The organism is Streptomyces pactum, assembly GCF_002005225.1.
In the GTDB taxonomy this organism is placed as follows: Bacteria; Actinomycetota; Actinomycetes; order Streptomycetales; family Streptomycetaceae; genus Streptomyces; species Streptomyces pactum_A.
In genome coordinates this window covers 1,522,152-1,545,708 of the sequence record NZ_CP019724.1, presented here as the reverse complement: position 1 = coordinate 1,545,708, position 23,557 = coordinate 1,522,152, and the positions used below count along the sequence as shown (strand labels likewise).

5 protein-coding genes are annotated in these 23,557 nt (G+C 75.3%); all 5 read left to right on the top strand.

The genetic code is table 11. From position 1 onward, the window contains the following. Positions 1–21: 21 nt before the first annotated feature. The 5 genes from B1H29_RS06410 (at position 22) to B1H29_RS06385 (ending at position 23,531) form a co-directional block, all read left to right on the top strand. Positions 22–1,125 (top strand): SIS domain-containing protein, encoded by a 1,104-nt coding sequence (locus B1H29_RS06410; protein WP_159027789.1) that lies wholly within the window; start codon positions 22–24, stop codon positions 1,123–1,125. Positions 1,126–1,191: 66 nt separating this feature from the next. After that, positions 1,192–16,158, top strand: coding sequence for an SDR family NAD(P)-dependent oxidoreductase (locus B1H29_RS39200; protein ID WP_234393060.1), 14,967 nt, complete (start codon positions 1,192–1,194; stop codon positions 16,156–16,158). Beyond that, positions 16,155–19,661: an amino acid adenylation domain-containing protein gene (locus B1H29_RS06395; protein WP_055419304.1), complete on the top strand. Its 3,507-nt coding sequence runs from the start codon at positions 16,155–16,157 to the stop codon at positions 19,659–19,661. The genes B1H29_RS39200 and B1H29_RS06395 overlap by 4 nt, the downstream gene beginning before the upstream one ends. 62 nt (positions 19,662–19,723) lie before the next feature. After that, on the top strand, positions 19,724–20,857 hold the full coding sequence (locus B1H29_RS06390; protein ID WP_055419303.1) for a hypothetical protein: 1,134 nt from the start codon (positions 19,724–19,726) through the stop codon (positions 20,855–20,857). Positions 20,858–20,876: 19 nt separating this feature from the next. Then, positions 20,877–23,531, top strand: coding sequence for a type I polyketide synthase (locus B1H29_RS06385; protein WP_055419302.1), 2,655 nt, complete (start codon positions 20,877–20,879; stop codon positions 23,529–23,531). Positions 23,532–23,557 lie beyond the last annotated feature (26 nt).

Here is a 23,557-nt window from a genome sequence, read left to right as displayed (position 1 = left end):
TCCGAGAAGAGGGCTGTGTACGTGCGTACTCGAATGGACCGGTACGAGGAATTCCTCTCCGAGAACTACCGGAAGGGCTTCACGAAGTCCGACGAATACTCGCTGGACGAGCTGTCCGGCAGCCTGCGCGACCGTATCGCCGCGGGTCACTTCAAGCGTGTGGTCTTCACCGGCATGGGATGCTCGGCGATCGTCTCCGACGTCGTCCGCGCCTTCTTCATCTCGACGGGCACCGAGGTGGAGTTCCACGTCTTCAACGACTACGACCACGCGTACCTGCTGCCGTCCTCCATCATGGACGACGACCGGACCCTGATCATCCTGAGCTCCTACAGCGGCCACTCCATGGAGCCCGCGCGAGCCTTCCACGCGCTCGCGCACGCCCACGACCGGATGGTCCTGCTCACCTCCGGCGGGCGCCTGGCCGAGCTGGGCCGCGAGGCCGGTGTGTCCATCCTCCGCTGGGAGCTGAGCGAGCCCGACCGCGAGTACCCCCTGTTCCACGTGGGGCAGTACTTCGCCATCCTGCTGGACGTCTTCTTCCGGCTGGGCCTGGTCGCGCGGGACTTCGGCGACGAGGTGCGGGCGCTCCCGGACCACCTGGCCCACGACTACACCGACGCCCACCGGGAGCTGGCGCGCACGGCGGCCCTGCGGAGCCGGGACGCCAACATCATCATGATCGCCTCACCGGTGTGGCACGAGAGCCTGCTCAAGCTGGCCAAGATGCACCTCAACGAGATCGCCATGGTGCCGGCCACCCGCAACTACTTCCACGAGTTCTGCCACAGCGAGGTGGCGACCCTGTCGGACCCGACGCGCAAGCACAGCGTGCTGGTCTTCGCCGACGCGGACGACGACGAGTACACGCAGGCGAAGCGGAAGAACCTGACGGGCCTGCTCACGAGCGACCGCCCGGAGAACAGGAACATCGAGGTGATCGAGATCCCGATGGCCGAACCCACCTTCATGCGGAAGTACTTCACCGCCCTGGAGTTCGTCCAGCACCTCACGCTCGCTCTCGGCCGCGCCCACGAGACGCAGTCCCGCAACCTCATCTCCGAGGCCGCCGGAAACCCCTGGTACCACGGCGACACCATCCTCGCGGAAGCCGCGGCCGGCTAGTCCGACGCGAGCCGGAGCACCGTCTCGTCCCCACGTGAGCGCAGGAACATAAGGAGTGTTGGGTCAGTGAACAACCCGGTACCGGTGGTAGCCGAAACGGACGTCGCCATCATCGGCATGGCCGGGCGTCTCCCCGGCGCCGACGACCTGGACTCCTTCTGGCGCCTGCTGGTCGAGGGCCGGGAGGGCATCACCCGCTTCAGCCGCGAGGAACTGGCGGCGGCGGGGGTGCCCGCCCGGCTGCTGGACGACCCGGAGTACGTCCCCGCCCACGGGGTCATCCCGGACGTCGACCTGTTCGACACCGGGTACTTCGAGTTCACCCCGGCCGAGGCCGCGATCACCGACCCGCAGCACCGCATCCTGCTCACGGCGGGCCACGCCGCCCTGGAGCACGCCGGCTACGACCCCGCCCGCTACGACGGGCTGATCAGCGTCTACGCCGGCGCGGCCATCAACACCTACCTCCAGCAGCAGGTCCTGCCCCACGTCGACCAGACCACCACCTCCCGGCACTTCGCGGTGATGGTCGGCAACGACAAGGACTTCCTGGCCACCCGGCTGTCCTACAAACTCGACCTCAAAGGCCCCAGCTACGCCGTCCAGACCGCCTGCTCCACCTCCCTCGTCGCCCTCCACCTGGCCTGCCAGGGCCTGATCAACGGCGAGTGCGACATGGCGCTGGCCGGCGGCGTCACCGTGAAACTGCCGCAGGCCAAGGGGTACCTGTACGAGGAGGGCGCGATCCTGTCCCGGGACGGGCACGTGCGCACCTTCGACGCGGACGCCAGCGGCACCGTCCTCGGCAACGGCGTCGGCGTCCTGGTCCTCAAGCTCCTGCGGGACGCCGTCGCCGACCGGGACACCATCCACGCCGTCATCAAGGGCACGGCCACCAACAACGACGGCTCCGGCAAGGTGAGCTTCGCCGCGCCCGGCGCCGCCGGCCAGACCGCCGTCATCCGCGAGGCGCACACCGTCTCCGGCGTCGACCCCCGCACCATCGGATACGTCGAGGCGCACGGCACCGCCACCCGCCTCGGCGACCCGGTCGAGGTCTCGGCGCTCACCCGGGCCTTCCGGGAGTCCACCGCCGACACCGGCTTCTGCGCCATCGGCTCCGTCAAGTCCAACGTCGGCCACCTGGACGCGGCGGCCGGTGTCGCGGGCGTGCTCAAGACGGTCCTGATGATGAAGCACCGGACGCTGGTGCCGACCGTCAACCACACCACCCCCAACCCGGCCATCGACTTCGCGGCCGGCCCCTTCAAGGTGAGCACCGAGACCGCCCCCTGGACGGGTCAGGGACCGCTGCGCGCGGGCGTCAGCTCCTTCGGCATCGGCGGCACCAACGCGCACGCGATCCTTGAGGAGGCCCCGCCCGCCCCCGTCACCGGCGACGCGCACCGCGCGCGGCAGCTCCTGGTGGTGTCCGCCCGCACCCCGACCGCGCTGGCCACGGCCGCCCGGAACCTGGCCGCCCACCTCGACGGCGACGACCCGGCCGCGCTCGCCGACGTCGCCTACACGCTGGCCGTGGGCCGCCGCGCCCACGAGTACCGGCTCGCCGTCACCGGATCCGACCGCGCCACCCTCGCCCGGGCGCTGCGCCGGGCCCCGGTCCCCGAGCGGCCCGGCACCGGCGAGGTCTCCTTCGTCCTCGCCGAGGACGTCCCGGACGCGGCGGGCCTGGCCGGCCGGTGGGCCGCCGCCGAGCCCGCCTTCGCCGGGCACCACGAGGCCGCGCTCGCCGCGGGCGCCGACCGGCTCGGCGAGCGGGGGCGGGCGTTCGCCGTGCAGTACGCCCTCGGCAAGCTCTGGCTCGACTGGGGCCTCACCCCGGTCGCGGTGCACGGAGACGGGCTCGCGGCCCGGGCCGCCGCCTGCGTGACCGGGGCGCTGCGGCTCCAGGACGCGCTGACCGGCGACGGCCCGGTTCCGGCCGCCGCCCGCGCCCGCATCCCCGTGCGCGGCGCCCACGACGAGGTCCGCGGTGTCGCCCTCGGCGTGACCGACGGCCCCTGGGACGGCGTGGCCCGCGCCTGGCAGGCCGGCGCCGCCGTCGACTGGGCGGCCTGGTTCGAGGGCGAGGAGCGCGGCCGCGTCCCGCTGCCCACCTACCCCTTCGAGGGCCGCCGCTGCTGGCTGACCGGCCCGGACGGCAGCGCACCCGCCGACCGGGTCACCGGCCCCGGCCCGCACCCCATGCTGGACGAGAACGTCTCCACCCTGGAGACCCTCGCCTACCGCAGCACCCGCACCGGCACCGAGTTCTACCTCGCCGACCACCGCGTCGACGCCGAGCCCGTCCTGCCCGCCGCCGGACAGTTGGAACTGGCCCGCGCGGCCGGCGAACTCTCCCTCGGCGGACCGGTCCGGCTGCGCGGGGTCTCCTTCGAGCAGTTGCTCTCCTACGCCACCGGGCCGCGCACCGCCCTGGTACAGCTCTGGCGCGAGCGGGACACGGTCGGGTTCGAACTCACCGCCGACGAGCGGGTGGTGGCGGCCGGGGAGATCCACCCCGGAGCCGACGAGCGCCCGGCACCGGCCGACCCGGCCGCCGTCGCCGCCCGCTGCGCCGAGGCGGTCACCCACACGGACTGCTACGACATCCTGCGCGCCCACCGCCTGGACTACGGCCCCCGCATGCGCGCCCTCACCGAGGTCCGGCTCGGCGACGGGGAGGCCCTCGGCACCCTCGAACCGCCCCACGGCTCCTCGCTCGACGGCGCCCTGCTCAACCCCGCCCTCCTGGACGGCGCCCTGCACGCCCTGGTCGTGCTGCTGGCCCGCGCCTACGGAGACAAGGCCGACGGCTTCCTGCCGCTGGCCCTGGGCGAACTCACCGTGCACGCCCCCGTCACCGGCCCCTGCCACGTCCACGTCACGGCCGGCAAGCTGGGGGAGCGGACCGCGCACGCCGACCTCACCGTCCTGGACACCCACGGCCAGGTCCTGGCCCGCCTGCACGACCTGGCCGTACGCGTCCTCGGCGAGCCCCGCGAGTCGGCCCTGCTGGTCCGCCGCTGGACCGCCGCGCCCGCCGAGCCCACCGGCACACCCCTCGGCGACACGGCCGCCGTCGTCACCGCCGGCCCGGCGCGCGGCGCACAGCTCGCCGCCCACCTCACCGCGCTGGGCGTCGGCACGGTCGGCCGCGACCTCGACCCGGCCACCGCGCCCGACGTCGTCCTCGTCGACGAACCCACCCCCGAACAGGCGCTGCACGTCGTCCGCACGCTCCTCGCCGCCCGCCCCACCACCCCCGTGCGCGTCCTGCTGCTGCACCGGCACGACACCGACGGCCCACGCCCCGAACGCGCCGCGCTCGGCGCCTTCGCCCGTACCGTCCGCGCGGAGAACCCGCTCCTCGAAGTGCAGGCCGTCGGCCTCGCCGAGGACGTGGCCGAGGCCGACGCGCTCGCGGGTGAACTGTCCGGCCACGGCCGCGACCCGGAGGTCGAGCACACCGCACGGGGCCGCCGGATCCCGCGGGCCGAGCCGGCTCCGGCCGCCGGCCCGGTGGCGGTCCGCGACGGCGGCGTGTACGTCGTGACGGGCGGCGCCGGCGGACTGGGCCGCGCCGTCGCCGGCCGGCTGCTCTTCCGGGCCGACGCCCACGTGGTCCTGCTGGGCCGCGGCGAACGCCCCGCCGGCCTGGACGAGCGCCTGGCCCACCGCAGCGTCGACGTGTCCGACCCCGACGCCCTGGCCGCCGTACTCGCCTCCGTACGCGAGGAGTTCGGGCCGCTCACCGGTGTCGTCCACGCCGCCGGCGTGCTGCGCGACGGCTTCGCCCTGACCAAGTCCGCGGAGGACCTCGCCGCCGTCCTCGCCCCCAAGGCCGCCGGACTGCGCGCACTGGACGCGGCCACCGCCGACGACCCGCTGGACTTCTTCGTCGCCTTCTCCTCCATCGCCGCCCACATCGGCAACCCCGGCCAGAGCGACTACGCGTACGCCAACGCCTACCTGGAGGCCTACGCCGAACGGCACCGCCGGATCACCGCGATCGCCTGGCCGATGTGGGCCGAGGGCGGGATGCGCCAGAGCACCGAGGACGCCGCGGACATCGCCGCCCGCACCGGCTTCGGCGTACTGCCCACAGAGGCCGGCCTCGCCCTGTTCGAGCGGGCCCTCGGCACCTCCGGCGCACTCGTCGCCGCCTACGGAGACCTCCGCACCATCACCACCGCGCTCACCGCGCCCGTCGCCCGGGCGGCCCGGACCGCCCCGGCCCTCGCGCCCGCCACGGCCCCGGCCACGGCCCCCGCCGAGGGCGGCCCGCGCGACGAGGCCCTGCGGCTGCTGCGCGAGCTGATCGCCGCCGAGACCGGCCTGGAGCCGTCCGAACTGGCCGAGGACACCCCCTTCGACCGGCTCGGCATCGACTCGCTGATGATCGCCAAGCTCAACCGCGAACTGGACCGGCACTTCGACGCCCTGTCCAAGACCCTGTTCTTCGAGTACGCCAACCTGGGCGAACTCGCCGGCTACTTCGCCGAGCACCACGCGACCGAGGCGGCCGGCGGCACACCGGCCGCCGCACCGGTCGCGCCCGCCGCGGAAGACACCGCCGCGCGCCCGCCGCGCACCCTCCGCCGTACCGCGCGAGCCGGTGTCGCCGAACCCGCCGACCCCGCCGACCCCGCCGAGGACGCCCCCGACGCCATCGCCGTCATCGGCCTGGCCGGCCGCTACCCCGCCGCCGACGACCCCGACGAACTGTGGACCAACCTGGCCGAGGGCCGCGACGCCATCACCGGGATACCCGCGGAGCGCTGGGACGGCGGCCGCTGGTACGACCCGGACCCGGCGGCCCCCGGCCTCGCCCACACCCGGTGGGGCGGATTCCTGCGCGACGTCGACCGCTTCGACCCGCTCTTCTTCGGCATCTCCCCGCGCCAGGCCGAACTGATGGACCCCCAGGAGCGCCTGTTCCTGCAGAACGCCTGGCACGTCCTGGAGGACGCCGGCTACCGCCGCTCGGACCTGGCCGGCCGGCCCGTCGGCGTGTACGTCGGCGTCATGTACGGCGAGTACCAGTTCCACGGCGCCCTGGACGCCCTGCGCGGCGGGCGGCCCCTCACCGGCTCGTCCTTCGCCACCATCGCCAACCGGGTCAGCCACGCCCTGGACCTGTCCGGCCCGAGCATGGCGCTGGACACCATGTGCTCCTCCTCGCTCACCGCGATCCACCTGGCCTGCGAGAGCCTGCGCCGCGGCGAGAGCGAACTGGCCATCGCCGGAGGCGTCAACGTCTCCGTCCACCCGTACAAGTTCGCCTTCCTCAGCCAGGGCCGCTTCCTGTCCGCCGACGGCCGCTGCCGGGCCTTCGGCGCGGGCGGCACCGGGTACGTGCCCGGCGAGGGCGTCGGCGCCGTCCTGCTCAAGCCCTATCGCAAGGCGCTGGCCGACGGGGACCGCGTCCACGGCCTGATCCTCGGCAGCGCCGTCAACCACGGCGCCCGGACCAACGGATACAGCGTGCCCAACCCGCGCGCCCAGCAGCACGCGATCACCACCGCGCTGGAACGGGCCGGCGTCACCCCGCAGGACATCGGCTACGTCGAGGCGCACGGCACCGGCACCGCCCTGGGCGACCCGATCGAACTGACCGGCCTCACCCACGCCTACCGGCCCGCCGAGGCCGCGCCCGGCACCTGGCCGATCGGCTCGGTCAAGTCCAACATCGGGCACCTCGAGTCCGCGGCCGGCATCGCCGGACTCACCAAGGTGCTGCTGCAGTTCCGGCACCGCACCCTGGTGCCCTCGCTGCACTCGGCCGAGCTGAACCCCAACATCGACTTCGAGCGTTCCCCGTTCCGCGTCCAGCGCGAGCTGTCCGCCTGGCCCGACGAGGACCGGCCGCGCCGGGCCGGCCTCAGCTCCTTCGGCGCGGGCGGCGCCAACGCGCACCTCGTCCTGGAGGAGTCCCCGGACCCCGACCCGGTCACCGACGTACCGGCGGGCGGGCAGCGCACCGGCGAACCCGTGCTGTTCCTGCTCTCCGCCCGCGACGAGGAGCGGCTGCGCGCCTACGCCGAGTCGGCCGCCCGCTTCGTCCGAACCGAGCGCGTGCCGCTCGCCGACCTGTGCTTCACCACCCAGGTGGGACGTGAGCCCCTCGACGCGCGGCTCGCGGTGGCGGTCACCGACGGCGGTGAACTCGCCGACGCCCTGAGCCGGTTCGCCGACGGCGGCCCGCTCCCCGACCTCGCCGACGCGGGCCCGCTGACCGAACCGGCCCGCCGCTGGCTGGACGGCGCCGACGTGGACTGGGCGGCCTGGCACGCGGGCCGGCCGGGTCCCGCCCCGCGCCGGGTCCGCGCCCCGCGCTACCCGTTCGCCGCGGAGCGCTACTGGATCCCGCTCGACCCCGACCTGGGCACGCCCGCTCCGCATCCGCTGGTCGACGCCAACGAGTCCACCGTCACCGAGGTCCGCTTCCGCAAGACGCTGCGCGCGCACGACCCGCTGCTGCGCGACCACGTGATCGAGGGCCGGCCCCTGCTCGCGGGCGCGGCGACGCTGGAGTTCGTCCGCGCCGCCGCCGCGCTCGCCGAGCCCGGCACCCGGCACGCCTTGCGCGAGGTGGTGTGGGGCCGGTCCGTCGAACTCGCGGACGGCGCCCTGGAGTTGTACGTCGGCTTCCGCCCGGACGGCGCCGGGCTGGCCTTCGAGGTGTACAGCGGGACCGGTGCCGACCGCACCACGCACGCCCGGGGCAGCGCCGTCCCGGCCCCCGCCGCCCCGGAGACCGCCGAGGACCTCGCCGCGTTGCGCGCCCGTCTGTCCGTCGTACGCGAGGGACCCACCGCGTACGACGAGTACGCGGCCGCCGGGTTCGCGTACGGCCCTTCCTTCCGCGTCATCGACGAGATCCGCGTCGGCCCCGGCGAGGCGCTGGTCCGGCTGGCCCGGGCCGGTACCGCCCCGGACACCCGGCTGCCCCCGGCGCTCCTGGACGGTGCCCTGCGGGCCTGCCACTGGGCCGGCCGGTCCACCGCACCGCGCCCCGGTGAACTCGCCGTTCCCTTCAGCCTCGGCGCCCTGGACTCCTTCGCCCCGCTGCCCGAGGTCTGCCACGCGCACGCCCGACTGGTCGGCGATTCGGCGGGCGTGCGCCGCTTCGACCTGACCGTGTACGACGACCAGGGCCGCGTGCTCGCCTCCGTACGGGACTTCGCGGGCCGCCTGCCGGGTGTCCAGGCGGTGCCTGGGGGGTCTGGGCCCGGTGTCCACGCGGCGCTCGCGGGCCCCGCGCCCGGCGCCCGAGCGGCGCTCGCCGTGCCTGCCGTGCATGCCGCGTCTGCCGCATCTGTTGCGTCCGCCGTGCCTGTCGCGTCCGCCGCGTCCGCCGCGTCCACCGTGCCTGCCGCGTCCGCCGTGCGCGCCGCGTCCGCCGCGCAGACCGAGCCCGAGGCCGCCTCCGGTGAACCCCGCCTCTACGAGCCGTACTGGCGCCCCGCCGCCGACCCGGAACCGGCGGACGCCGCCGGGACCCTCGTCCTGCTCGGCCGCCACCCGGAACTGGAGTCCGCGCTGGCCGCGACCGGCGTGTGGCGGCGCGTCGTCGCCGTCGGCGAGGACACCGGCCGACTCGCCTCCCTCGCCGGCGAGGACGGGCTCGACCTCGCCGTCGTCCTCGGCGACACGGACGCCGGCTCGCCCGCCGACCTGCTCGACCGGGCCTGCGCCCCCGTCCTGGACGTGCTCGACGCGGCCCGCGCCGACGTGCTGCCCGGCCGGGTGCGGTGCCTGGTGCTGCACACGCGGAACGCCGGCGAGGACCGGCCCGAGTGGGCCGCCCTGGCCGGGTTCGCCCGCTCCACCGGGCCCGTCGCGCCGCGTCTGGAACTGCTCACCCTCGGCGTCGACACCGCGGCCCCGGCCGCCGAGGTCGCCCAGGCCGTGGCGGTGGAACTGCGCGCCGCACCCCGCGCCGCGGGCCTGGAGGTCCGCCGCACGGCCTCCGGCGAGCGGCAGACCCGGGCCCTGCGTCCGCTCACCGCCCCGGCCGCCCCGGCCGACGTGCCGCTGCGGGACGGGGGCGTGTACGTCGTGACCGGCGGCGCCGGTGCCATCGGCCGTGTCCTCGCCGAGCACCTGGCCCGCACCCACGCGGCCAAACTGGTGCTGATCGGCCGCTCCGAGCCCGACGAGCGGGCCCGCGCCTGGCACCGCGCGCTGACCGGCCTCGGTGCCGAGGTGCTCGCGCTGCGCGCCGACGTGGCCCGGGCCGACGAACTCGACGCGGCGCTGGCCGCCGCCAGGGACCGGTTCGGCGCCCCGCACGGCGTGTTCCACCTGGCGGGCGTCGCCGACGAGGGCCGCGCCGACGGCGACCGGGAGCGCTTCGCCCGGCTGCTCGGCGCCAAGACGCACGGTCTGGTCCACCTCGACCGGCTCACCCGCGAGGACCCTCTCGACCTCTTCGTGGTCTTCTCCTCCGTCTCCTCCGTCATCGGTGACTTCGGAGCGGCCGGCTACGCCACCGCCAACCGCTTCGCCGACCTCTACACGGTGCTCCGCGACCTCCGGGTGCGCCGGGGCGAGGGGCACGGCCGCAGCCTGTCCCTGGCCTGGCCGCTCTGGGCGGTCGGCGGGGTCGACGGGCTGGTCCGCGAGGAGGAACTGGCCGCGTACACCCGCCGCAGCGGGATGCGGGCGCTGACCGCGGAAGCGGGCCTCGACCTCCTGGCCCGCTCCTTCGCCCCCGGTGTCCCGTGGCTCGTGCCCGCCTGGGGCGACCCGGCGGCCGTCGACGCCGCCCTGACGGGCACGCCCGCCCCGTCCGGGCCTGCCACGTCCGGGCCTGCCACGTCCGGGCCTGCCCCGTCCGGGCCTGCCACGTCCGGTTCCGTCACGCCCGGGCCCGCCGCGCCGGCGTCCGCCGACGGCGCGGACCGGCTCCGGGACCGGTTGGTGGACCACCTGCGCGAAGTTCTCGCGGGCGTGCTCAAGCTGCCCGCCGGGCGCCTCGACAGCCGCGTCCCGCTGGACGACTACGGCCTGGACTCGGTGCTGGTCATGGAGTCCAACTCGCTGCTGGGCAAGGACTTCCCCGGCCTGCGCGGCACCGTCTTCTTCGAGTTCCGGACGGTCGACGAACTGGCCGCCCACATCCTCGCCGGGCAGGCCGACGCCGTCACCCGCCTGTTCCCCGGGGAGAGCGAGCCGCCGGGCCAGGAGACACAGCCGTCACGGCAGGACCTCACGCCCGCTCCCGGGCCCGCGACCGCCCCGGGCCCGTACTCCCCACCCGCCCGGCGGGACGCCGACGAGCCGATCGCCATCATCGGCATCAGCGGCCGCTACCCCCAGGCGGACAACCTGGAGGAGTTCTGGCGCAACCTCGCCGAGGGCCGCGACTGCGTCACCGAGGTCCCCGCGGACCGCTGGGACGCCGACGCCCTGTTCGACGCGGACCCGGCGGCACCGGGCCGCAGCTACAGCCGCTGGGGCGGCTTCCTGTCGGACGTGGACTCCTTCGACTCGCTGTTCTTCCAGATCGCGCCCAAGCAGGCCCGCACGATGGACCCGCAGGAGCGGCTCTTCCTGCAGACGGCCTGGTCGGCGCTGGAGGACGCCGGCTACCCGCCGTCCCGGATCCCGGCGCCCCGCCACGGCGGCCAGGGCCACGACGTCGGCGTGTTCGCCGGGGTCATGTGGGACGACTACGCGATCCTCGCCGCCGCCGAGTCCGCCCGCGGCAACCACCAGGCCGTACTGGCCAACCGTTCCGCCATCGCCAACCAGGTCTCCTACTTCGGCGACTTCCGCGGCCCGAGCGTGGTGATCGACACCGCCTGCTCCGCGTCCCTCGTCGCCGTGCACCAGGCCTGCGAGAGCATCCGCCGCGGCGAGTGCTCGTACGCCATCGCCGGCGGTGTCAACGTCGCCGTGCACCCCGACAAGTACGTGCACCTCAGCCGCAAGACCATGCTGTCCGCCGACGGCCGCTGCCGGGCCTTCGGCGCGGGCGGCACCGGGTACGTGCCCGGCGAGGGCGTCGGCGCGGTGGTGCTCAAGCGGCTGTCGGACGCCGTGCGCGACGGCGACACCGTGCACGCCGTGATCCGTGCCAGCGCCGTCAACCACGGAGGCCGCACCAGCGGCTACACCGTGCCCAACCCGCAGGCCCAGCAGGCCCTGGTGGAGCAGGCGCTCCAGGCCGCGGGCATCGACGCCCGCACCATCGGCTGTGTCGAGGCACACGGCACCGGCACCGCCCTGGGCGACCCGATCGAGCACACCGCGCTGGCCCAGGCCTTCGCCCGGCACACCGGCGACACGGGATTCTGCGCGCTCGGCTCGGTGAAGTCCGCGATCGGCCACCTGGAGGGTGCCGCCGGGATCGCCGGGCTCACCAAGGCCGTGCTCCAACTGCGCCACGGCACACTGCTGCCCACGCTGCACGCGGAGGAGCCCAACCCGGTCATCGACTTCGGGAACTCGCCGTTCACCGTGCAGCGGGAGACTGCGCCGTGGCCGCGCGCCTACGACGGTGACGGCCGTCCGCTGCCGCGCCGCGCCGCCGTCAGCTCGTTCGGGGCGGGCGGCACCAACGCGCACGTCGTCGTGGAGGAGTACGTGGCCCCCGAGCCGGCCCCGGCCGGGCCCGAGCGGGCGGAGCTGATCGTGCTGTCCGCCCGCGACGAGGACCGGCTGCGCGCCCGCGCGGCCGACCTGGGCCGCGCCCTCGCCGAGCCGGACGCCCCGAGCCTGGCCGACGTCGCCCACACCCTGCGCGTGGGCCGCGAACCCCTCGCCGCGCGGTTGGCGTTCGTGGCCGCCGACCTCGCGGACGCGGCGGACCGGCTCGCCGCCGTCGGCCGGGGCGAGGGCGGCCAGTGGCTGCACCGGGGCCGGGTCGAACAGCACCCGCCGCTGGCCGGCCTGCTGACCGACGGCCACGGCGGTGAGGAGTTCCTCGCCAACCAGATCGCGGCCGGCGCCGACGACCTCCTCGGCCGGCTGTGGGTCTCGGGCGTCAGCGTCGACTGGGACCTGCTGCACCGACTGCGCCCCGCCGAGCGCCGTCGGGTGCCGCTGCCGACGTACCCCTTCGAGCGGGTACGGCACTGGCTCGACACCACGCCCGCTCCCGCCTCCGCGCAGGGCCCCCGCCGGTGGGAGCGCCGGCTCGCCGCCGACGAACCGGTGCTGCGCGACCACGTGGTCGACGGGCGGCCCATCCTGCCCGGTGCCGGTCACCTGGACCTGGTCGCCGAGGCGAGCGGGGGACTGGCCGGACGGGCCTGTCTGGACGTCCGCTGGGTCGTCCCGCTGGCCCCGAGCGGGTCCGGGGAGACGGTGGCGGTGGCCTTCGACGGCGACCGGTACGAGGTCCGCGGCGCCGACGACGCCGTACGCTCCGTCGGCCGGCTCGCCGCCGCCCCGGCCGCGCCCGCCCCCCTCGACGTCACCGCGCTGCGCGCCCGCCTCGACGAAGGCCCCGGCGAAGCCTCCTTCTACCGGGCGCTGGCCGGGCAGGGACTGCCGTACGGGCCGTTCTTCCGCCGCGTCCGGCAGGTGTGGACCGGCCACGACGAGGTGCTCGGCCGGATCGGCGAGCCCGCCGGCGACGACCCGGAGCACGCCCTGCACCCGGGCGTCCTGGACGCCGCCCTGCACACCGTCGCCGCCCTGCTGGTGCGCCGCCGGGGCGCACACGCCCGGCCGATGCTGCCGTTCGCGGCCGACCGCGTCGAGGTGTACGGCGCCGTCCCCGCGACCGGCTGGTCGTACGTCCGGGAGACCGGAACCGACCGCTGCGAGGTGCTGCTCAGCGACGACACCGGCGCGGTACGGGTCCGCTTCGAGGGACTGACCTACCGCGAGGCCAAGCCGTCCGCGGTGGTCGTGCACCGGCCGGTGTGGACCGCCCGGCCCGCCGACGAGCACGCCGGGGCCGCCCGCAGCGTGCTGCTCGTCGGGGAGCGGCTGGACGCCGAGCCCGCCGCCGGCATCGCCCGCGCCCACCACGGCGCCGACGTACGTCGGCTCCCGGTCGGCCCCGGCGGCCTCGCGGACGCCGAACTCGACCGCGCCCTGGCCGGGTCCGGCGCACCGGAGCTGGTCTACTTCCTCGCCACGGCCCCCGGGCGCGAGCCCGCCGGCCGTGCCGAGCTGCGCGCCCTGACCGACCGGGGCCCGGTCGCGCTGTACCGCCTGGTGCGGGCGCTGGACCGGCACGGACTGCTGGAGCGCGAGACCCGCCTGAAGGTCGTCACCACGGACGTCCACCCGCTGGAGGCGGGCGACGACTCCTCCCCGTGGGCCGCCGGAACCGCCGGTCTGGCCGCCGTCGCGGCCAAGGAGTTCCCCGCGCTGCGCGTGGCGCTCGTCGACGTACGCGCGGTGGAGGCCTCCCGGGCGGCCGGCGCGATCGTGGCCGAGCCGTTCCCGGCCCGGCCGGTGCCGGTGTCGCTGCGCGCGGGCGTCCGGCGGGTGCGCACCCTGGAGCGGGTCGAACTGCCCGCCGCCGCACCCCGCTTCCGCCCGGGCGGTGTCTACCTGGTCGTCGGCGGGCTCGGTGCCGTCGGCCGGGACACCTGCCGGCACCTGGGCCGCGCCTACGGAGCGAAGCTGGTCGTGGTCGGCCGCTCCCCGCTCGACGAGACCCGGCGGCAGACCGTCGCGGAGCTGGAGAAGGCGGGCGCCGAGGTCCGTTACCTCGCCCTCGACGCCACCGACCCGGACGCGCTGAAGGAGGCCGTCGGTGTCGCCGTCCAGGAGTTCGGCGCCCTGCACGGGGTGATCAACGCGGCGATGGTGCTGGTCAGCCAGGTGCTCAGGGAGCTGCCGGAGGACGGGCTGCGGACCGCCCTGGAGTCCAAGACCGACGCCACCTGGAGCCTGCTGCACGCGGTGCGCGAGCTGCCGCTGGACTTCGCGCTCCTCTACTCGTCCGGCGTGGCCTTCGAGGGCAACCACGGCCAGGCCGGCTACGCCGCCGGCTGCACCTTCGCCGACGCCTGTGCCCTGCACGCCGCCCGCACCCTGCCCTTCCCGGTGCGGGTCCTCAACCTCGGCTACTGGCACGCGGGCGGCGACCCGGAGCGGGAGCGGGTGCTGCGCCGCTTCGGCGCCGCCGGCATCCGGCCGCTGAGCGCCGAGCAGGGCATGACCGTCGTCGAGCGGACCCTCGCGGCCGGGCTGCCCCAGGTGTTCGCCCTGGACGCCGACCGGCCCATCCTGGACAACCTCGGGATCGACCCCGACCGCACCCTGAGCGTGCTGCCGGGCGGTGCGCCCGGCCCGCTGCCCGAGGTCCGGTTCCCCAGCGCGCCCGGGGCCGACCGCGAACCGGCCGACCGCGAACTGGCCGACCGCGAAATGGCCGCGCACCAGCGCGCGGTCGCCGAGGCGGAGGAGCTGGCGCTGCGGCTGCTGGCGTCGGTGCTCGACCGGGCGGGCCTGTTCGGCGCGGGCGAGGCCTCCCGGGAGGAACTCGCCGCCCGCCTCGGCGTGGTGCCCGAGCACGCCGCGCTGTTCCAGGCGGAGCTGGACATGCTGGCCGAGGCGGACTGGCTGACCGGCACGGACGGGGGCCGCCTGCGCCCGACGGGCCGCGGTACCGCGCCCGAGGCGGAACTCCTCGCCGAACTCCGCCGGTTGGCCGAGCGCCATCCGTCTCTCGCGCCGGTCGTCACGCTCCTCGGTGACTGCCTGACCGCGCTGCCCGACGTGCTGACCGGCCGCCGCCCCGCCATGGAGGTCCTCTTCCCCGACGGCTCCGCCGAGCGGGTGGCCGCCGTCTACCGGGGCGACCCGGTCACCGACCGCTGCAACGGGGAGGTGGCGCGGCTCGTCGCCGAGCAGGTCGGGGCCCGCCGGGCCGCCGACCCCACCGCACCGGTGCGGATCCTGGAGGTCGGCGCCGGCACGGGCGGCACCACGGCGGCGGTGCTCGACGCCCTCGCGTCCTGCGGCGACGGTGTCGAGTACGTCTTCACCGACGTCTCCCCGGCCTTCGTCCGCAAGGCCAGGAACCGCTTCGGCTCGCGGTACCCCTTCACCCGCTTCGAGGTGCTGGACATCGAGGCCGACCCGGCCGGGCAGGGGCTGACCCCCGGCGCCCACGACGTGGTGCTCGCCACCAACGTCCTGCACGCCACCCGGCGGCTGTCCGGCACGCTGACCGGGGTCAAGCGGCTGTTGCGGCGGGGCGGCGCCCTGCTGCTGGTGGAGGGCACCCGGGCGCGGCACCAACTGGCGCTCGTCTTCGGCCTGACGACCGGCTGGTGGCTGTTCTCGGACCCCGAGCAGCGCATGCCCCGCTCCCCGCTGGCGAGCGAGCGCCAGTGGCGGGACGCGCTGGCCGCGTGCGGCTTCACGGACATCAGCGCGGCTGCCCCGACCACGGAGGCCGGACCGGCCTTCCAGAGCGTCATCGCCGCCGTCAGTGACGGGGTGGTGCCCGGTGACGGGCAGGCTCCGGCGGCCGAGCGCGAGCCGAAGCGGACCCCGGCTCCGGCCCCCGCGCGGGCTTCCGCCGTGGCCCCGGCCGCCCCCGTCTCCCCGGCCTCCCACGCCTCCCCGGTCTCCCGGGACGACGCGCTGCACCAGGTGACGGACGTCTTCGCCCGTGTCCTGGAGATGACCGCCGACCAGCTCGACCCCGACCTCACCTTCGAGAACTACGGCGTGGACTCGCTGGTCGTCCTGGAGCTGACCCGCGCCCTGGAAGCCGTCTACGGACCTCAGCCGGCGACCCTGCTGTTCGAGCGGATCACCATCCGGCAACTGGCCGGGCACCTCGGCGCCCAGGCGCACGGCCCCGGCACCCCCGGCACCCCCGAATTCCCCCTGACCGAGACCCCCGAGGCGCCCAAGACCCTCAAGACCCCCGAGACCTCCGACACTCCCGTCACCACCCCCCAGCCCAGCACCCCCGCAGCGCCCGAACCCGCCCCGGCCGGCCACGCCGAGCGACTGGTCGCGGGCCTGTCCGACGCGGCCGTCGACGAGCTGCTGGCCGAACTGCTCCCCCACCGCGGGGAGTCCGAAGGAGGCGGCCGATGACTGCCGAGCCGTTCACCTGTGTCGTGATCGGCGAGGAGACCCTCCTCGTCGAGTGCACCAGGCTGCTCGTGGCCCGCGGACACACGGTGGCCGCCGTGGTCTCGCCCTCCGCCGAGCTCCTCGGGTGGGCCGAGGAGGAGGGGCTGCCCGCCGTACCGTTCGGCGCGGACCTCGCCGAGCGGCTGGCCCCGCTGCGCTTCGACTACCTGTTCAGCATCGCCAACCTCCGGATGCTCCCGGAGGAGGTGCTCGCCCTGCCCACCCGGCTGCCCGTCAACTTCCACGACGGTCCGCTGCCCAGGCACGCGGGTCTGTTCGCCACCAGTTGGGCCATCCTCGACGGTGACAAGCAGCACGGCGTCGCCTGGCACGTGATGCGTCTGGAGGCCGACACCGGCGACGTGCTCAAGCGGCGCACGGTGCCCGTCGAACCGGCGGCCACGGTGCACGACCTGGACGTCGCCTGCTTCGAGGCGGGCGTCGAGTCCTTCGCCGAACTCGTCGACGAACTGGCCGCCGGCACGGCCACCCGCACGCCGCAGGACCCGGACCGGCGTACCTACCACGGCCGGTACGACGGCCTGCCCCGGGGCGGTGTGTTCGACTGGCGCCGGCCCGCCGCCGAACTGGACGCACTGGTGCGGGCCACCGCGTTCGGGCGCCGCCGCAACGACTTCGGCACGGCGCTGCTCGCCCGCGGCGACGACCTGCTGGCCGTCCGCGCCGTGGAGGTCACCGACCGGCCCTCCACCGCCGAGCCCGGCACCGTCGTCGACGCCGGCCCCGACGCCCTCACCGTGGCCACCGGCGACCGCGACGTCCGCCTCACCGACCTCGCCGCCCTGTCCGGGGAACGGCTCGACCTCCTCGCCCTGGCCCGGGAACTCGGCGGCAGCTTCCCGCACCTGCCCGACGCGGCCGTCGCCGAACTCGCCCAAGCCGCCCGCGCCGCCCACCGCGAGGAGCGCCGCTGGCTGCGCTCCCTGCGATCGCTGCGGCCGGTGCTCCCGCCGAGGTTCGGCACGCTGGACCCGCAGGCCCGTCCGGCGGGCCCGGTGCCGCTGCCCGAGGCGCTGCGCGAGCGGGGCACGCGGCCCGAGCGGCCGGCCCTCGCCGCCGCCCTGGCCTTCCTCGCCCGGCTCACCCGGGGCGACGAGCGGCACGTCGCCGTGTCCGTCCCGCGGACGGCCTCCCCGGCCGCCTCCCGCATCATGGCGCCCGACGTGCCCCTGCGGGTCCCGGAAGGGCTGTTCGAGCTGACCCTGTCCGGCCTCACCGAACTGATCGGCACCGCACTCGACGGACTCCGGGACCGCGCGCCGTACCGGCGCGACGTGCCCCTGCGCCACCCGGACCTGACCGGCGCCGCCCGCACCGGGCTGCCGGTCGCCGTCGTACTGCCCGGCGGCGCGGACCTGCCGGGGGACCGGCCGCTGACCGTCCGCATCGACGCCGACGGAGCCGTCCGCTTCCACCCGGGCGCCGGACTGACCGCGGACCACGAACGCTGGCTCGCCGGGCACTTCGCCGCCTTCCTCGACGCCCTCGCCGCCGGGCCCCACCGCCCGCTCGGCACCGCCGACCTGCTCGCCCCCGGGGAACGGGAACTGCTGCTCGGACGTTGGAACGACACCGACGAGGAGTATCCGCGCGGGCAGACCGTGACCCGACTGGTCACCGACATCGCCTGCGCCGCACCGGACGCCACCGCCGTCCGCTTCCGGGACCGTGCCCTCGGCTACGGCGAACTCGACGAGGCCGCCGACCGGCTGGCCCGGCACCTCGCCGGCCTCGGCGCGGGCCCCGGCACGCTCGTCGGCGTCTACCTGGAGCGCTCGCCCGAACTGCTGGTCAGCCTGCTCGCCGTCCTGCGCACCGGCGCCGCCTACGTGCCGATCGACCCGATCTACCCGCCCGCCCGGATCGGCCACATGCTCCAGGACTCCGGTGCCCGGCTGGTCGTGACCGACGAGACGCTGGGCGGCACCCTGGCCGAGTTCCCGGTCACGCCGGTACCGGTCTCGGCCGCGCTCACCGCCGGGCCACCGGCGGCCCCCCTGGACCGCTCCGACCCGGACACCCCCGCCTACGTGATCTACACCTCCGGCTCCACCGGCCTGCCCAAGGGCGTCCAGGTCGGCCACCGGGCGCTGGTCAACTTCCTGTGGACGATGGCCCGCAGGCCCGGCTTCGGCTCCGGGGACTCGCTGCTCGCGCTGACCACCGTGTGTTTCGACATCGCGGGCCTGGAGCTGTACCTGCCACTGGTGCGGGGCGGCACCGTGGAGGTCCTCTCCGCCGCCGAGGCCGCCGACGGCGTCGCCCTGCGCGAGCGCGTGGAACGCTCCGCGCCCACCGTCCTGCAGGCCACCCCGACCACCTGGCAGATGCTGCTCGCCGCCGGCTGGAGCGGCGATCCGGCGCTGCGGGCGCTGTGCGGCGGCGAACCGCTGCCCCCCGAGCTGGCCGCGCGACTCGCGCCCCGCGTCGGCGCCCTGTACAACATGTACGGCCCGACCGAGACCACCATCTGGTCCACCGTGGACCGGGTGCTGCCCGGCGAGGCGGCCACCATCGGCCGGCCCATCGGCAACACCCGCTGCCACGTCCTCGACGAGCGCGGCGTCCGGGTCCCGCCCGGCATCCCGGGCGAGCTGTACCTGTCCGGAGACGGTGTCGCCGACGGCTACCTCGGCCGGCCCGAGCTGACCGCCGAACGCTTCGTCACCGCCCCCGCCGACGGCACCGCCCCCGCCGACGTCACCGCCCCCGCCGACGGCACCGGCCGCGCCTACCGCACCGGGGACCTGGTACGCCACCTGCCCGACGGCCGCCTGGAGTACCTGGAGCGGATCGACGGCCAGGTCAAGCTCAACGGCTACCGGATCGAACTCGGCGAGGTGGAGTCCGCCCTGCGCCGGCTGCCCGATGTCACCGCCGCGGTCGCCGTCGTCCGCGAGGACCGGCCCGGCGAACGCCGCCTGGCCGGCTACCTGGTCGGCCCGGCCGGCCCGCCGGACACCGCCGCCCTGCGCGCCGCGCTGGGCGAGCACCTGCCTGCCTACATGGTCCCCTCCGCCCTCGTCGTCCTGCCCCGGCTGCCGCTCACCCCGAACGGCAAGGTCGACCGCAAGGCCCTGCCCAAGCCGGACGTCGGCCGCGTCGCCGGCGGGGCGGCCGACGTCCGCACCGACCTGGAGCGGCGCATCGCCGGGGTCTGGTGCGAGGCGCTCGGCCTGGAGTGGGTCGGCGCCGAGGACAACTTCTTCGACGTCGGTGGCGATTCGCTGCGCCTGACGTCCGTGGTGGCGACCCTGCGCGAGCGGCTCGGCCTGCGGGTCACCCGCCTCGACATGTTCGGCCACCCGACCGTACGGGCCATGGCCGCCCATGTCGCCGGCGCCGGCCGCCCCGCCGAGGCCGCCGGGCCGTCCCGGCCCCGGCGCTCCCGGGACACGGCGGCGCTGGCCCGCCGCCGCGACCGCAGGGGGCGGCGCTCATGACCGGCCGGCACCTCGCCACAACCACCGCACAATCCGATCCGTCCGTTCCGCCAGGGGGTTCCGTGTCCAGTTGCCAGGTCTGCTCGCTCAAAGCCGGCCATCCGGGAGTGGTGCTCGACGACCAGGGGGTGTGCAACCTGTGCAACCTGGACTTCGCCGAGGACCTGCTCGTCAACTACCGCTACACCAGCGAGGTGTTCACCGAGTTCCAGCAGGCACCGCCCGGCACCGGCGAGTACGACTGCCTGTTCATGTACAGCGGCGGCAAGGACAGCACGTACATGCTGGACAAGTTCGTCAACGAGTACGGCAAGCGGGTGCTGGCCTTCACCTTCGACGTGCCCTTCGAGAGCGTGCACGCCGCCCAGAACATCGCGCTGGCCCGGGAGAAGATCCCGGCGACGTTCGTCCTCGACGCCGACGACGACAACATCAAGCTGATGATGCGCGAGGTGTTCAACCGTCCCGCGCCGAAGAAGCCCGGCAAGTACCTCGACGAGAAGCTGCCCTGCGTCTCCTGCCGCACCTTCTTCGTGCTGCGCGCGATCCTCATGGCCTACCGGCGCAAGATCCCCTACATCGCGCTGTGCGCCGACCCGCAGCAGATCCTCACCATGGAGTCCAACGTCCGGGAGATCGTGCGCGACTTCTACAAGACGTTCGGCGAGCGGCTCGTCGACACGCTCTTCGGCGGTCAGCTCGAGGAGCTCCTCTTCGACGACGACGAGAACCTGCCGAAGATCGTCTTCCCGTTCATCGCCATGCGGCACGAGTACGACCCCGACCGCATCGTCGAGGAACTGCGCGCCAAGGGCCTGTACGAGTCCTCGCCCATGGAGACCCACTGCACGCTCTTCCCGCTGCTGAACTACTACTCGTTCACCAACTTCGACTGCATGTTCTACAAGCTCAACGCGTCCAGCCACGTGCGGTCCGTCAAGCGCAACGCCTCCTACGACCGCAACACCTTCAGCATCAAGTTCCCGCGCTCGCTCGACCTCGCCGACGTGGAGGACCGGCTCGGCAAGGTGGTCAAGGAGATCGCGGCGGGCGAAGGCGACCGCGACGAGCACGAGCGCAGCCTCGTCGACATCTTCCAGCGCATGGACGCCTCCGAGGACGCCGCCCGCTTCGTCGCCCGCAGCTTCCTCGACATGCGATCCGTCGCCGCCGACCTCGGCATCCGGCTGAGCTGACCCCGAGCAGGAGAACACCATGACGCTTTCCGACTCCGACGTCGCCATCATCGGCATGGCCTGCCGCTTCCCGGGCGCCGACTCCGTCGACCGCTTCTGGGACGTGCTCAGCGAAGGCCGCGAGACGCTGACCCGGTACACCGACGAGGAACTCCTCGCCGCCGGAGTGCCCGCCGCCCGGCTGGCCGACCCGCGCTACGTGAAGGCCGCCCAGACCATCCCCGGCACCGACCTGTTCGACTCCGAGCTGTTCCAGTTCACCCAGGACGAGGCCGAGATCCTCGACCCGCAGCACCGGGTGTTCCTGGAGTGCGCCCTGGAGGCCCTGGAGCGGGCCGGCTACGACCCCGGGCGCACCGACGCCCAGGTCGGCGTCTACGCGGGCGCCGGGATGAACACCTACCTGCTGCACAACCTGGGCGAGCGCTACCGGGCCGCGTCCTCCGTGGACCACTACCGGCTGATGCTCGCCAACGACAAGGACTTCCTCGCCACCCGGGTGTCGTACAAGCTCAACCTGACCGGCCCCAGCGTCAGCGTCAACACCGCCTGCTCCACCTCGCTGGTCGCCCTGCACACCGCCTGCCTCGCCCTGCTCGGCGGCGAGTGCGACATGGCCCTGGTCGGCGCCGTCCACCTCAACCCGCCGGGCCAGGGCTACCAGTACCAGGAAGGCATGATCTTCTCGCCCGACGGCCACTGCCGCGCCTTCGACGCGGAGGCCCGCGGCACCGTGATCGGCAGCGGCGCCGGAGCGGTCGTCCTCAAGCGCCTGAAGGAGGCAGTCGCCGACGGGGACTGGATCCACGCCGTCATCAAGGGCTCCGCCGTCAACAACGACGGCTCCGCCAAGACCGGTTACACCGCGCCCAGCATCTCCGGGCAGGCCGCCGTCATCGCCGACGCCCAGGACGTCGCCGACGTCGACCCGGAGACCATCGGCTACGTCGAGGCGCACGGCACCGGCACTCCGCTGGGCGACCCCATCGAGGTCGCCGCGCTCACCGAGGCCTTCCGGGACGGCACCGACCGGTCCGGCTACTGCGCGCTCGGCTCGGTGAAGACCAACATCGGTCACCTGGACACGGCCGCCGGCATGGCGGGCCTGATCAAGACCGCGCTCATGCTGGAGCACCGCACCCTGGTGCCCAGCCTGCACTTCACCGAGCCCAACCCGGACATCGACTTCGCCACCGGCCCGTTCTTCGTCAACACCGAGAAGACCGAGTGGAAGAGCGGGACGGGCCCGCTGCGCGCCGGCGTCAGCTCCTTCGGCATCGGCGGTACGAACGCCCACGTGATCCTCCAGGAGGGCCCGGCCCGCGCGCAGGCCCCCCAGGAGAGCCGGCCGGAGCTGCTGGTGCTCTCCGCCCGCTCCGAGGACGCCCTCGAACAGGCCGCCGCCGCCCTGGCCCGCCATCTGCGGGCCAACCCCGGCCTGGATCCCGCCGCCGTCGCCCAGACCCTCGGCCTCGGCCGCCGCGCCCACCGCCACCGCCTGGCCCTGGTCGCCGACAGCACCCGCTCCGCGGCCATGGCGCTCGCCCTCGGCAACGGGGAGCGCATCCGTCGCGGCACCACCGGACGCGAGCCGAGCGCCCCCGTCCTCGTCCTGACCGGCACCGGCACCGGCGCCGACCCGGCCGGCACGGCCGAGCTGTACGCGTCGGTGCCCGCCTACCGGGACGCCGCCGACGCCTGCGCCGCCGCGCTCGGGCGCCCCGGCGAGGCCGAAGCCCTCCTCGCCGAGGACGGCGCGGTCGCCGCCTGCAGCCACGAGTACGCCCTCGCCACCGCCCTCACCACCTGGGGCGTCGCACCGGCCGGCCTCGCCGCCACCGGCACCGGCCTCGCCACGGCCGCCGCCCTCGCCGAGGCCCTCCCGCTCGCCGACGCCCTCGCCCTGGCCCGCGGCACCGTCCCGCACCGCGTCGACCCGCCCCGGCTGCCCGTCGTGTCGCCGCGCACCGGCCGCTGGATGACCGAGGACGAGGGCCGCGACCCCGTCCACTGGACCGGCCCCGCCGACGCGACGGCCGCCCCGGACGCGCTGCTCGACGGCACCGGCCGGCACGCGGTCCGCCTCACCCCGCCGGACGGCGAACCCGGGGGCCTCACCCACCTGCTCACCCTCGCCGCCGACCAGTGGGTGCTCGGCGCCGACCTCGACTTCGCGGCCGTGCACACCGGCAGGGACATCCGCCGGGTGCCCCTGCCCACCCACCGCTTCGAGCGACGGCGGCACTGGGTGGAGCCCGGCGGCCACGGCACCCGGACCGAGGCGGCACCGGCCGGAGACCGGCTGATCACCCGCTTCGACCCGGCCGACCCGGAGCACAACGCCGAACTGATCCGGGACTACCTCTGCGAGGCGATCGGCAAGGTCCTCGGCGGCCGGCACCTCGCCACCCTCGACACCAACCTCTTCGATCTCGGCCTGGACTCCCTGGTGCTCATCGAGGTCGTCGCCAAGCTCGGCGAGGAACTGGGCTTCGAGGTCCCGGCCGCCTCCTTCGTCGAGTTCCCCACCATCCGGTCCTTCGTGGACAACCTCGCCGAGCTGATGGGCCTCGCCCCCGGCACGGCCCCGGGCGGCGGCGACGGCACCGCCCCGGCGACGCGGACCTCCCGGCGAGCCCAGCGCGCGGCGGCCCGCCACACCGGCCAGGCCTGACCCCGCCCGGCGGCGACGCCCCGGCC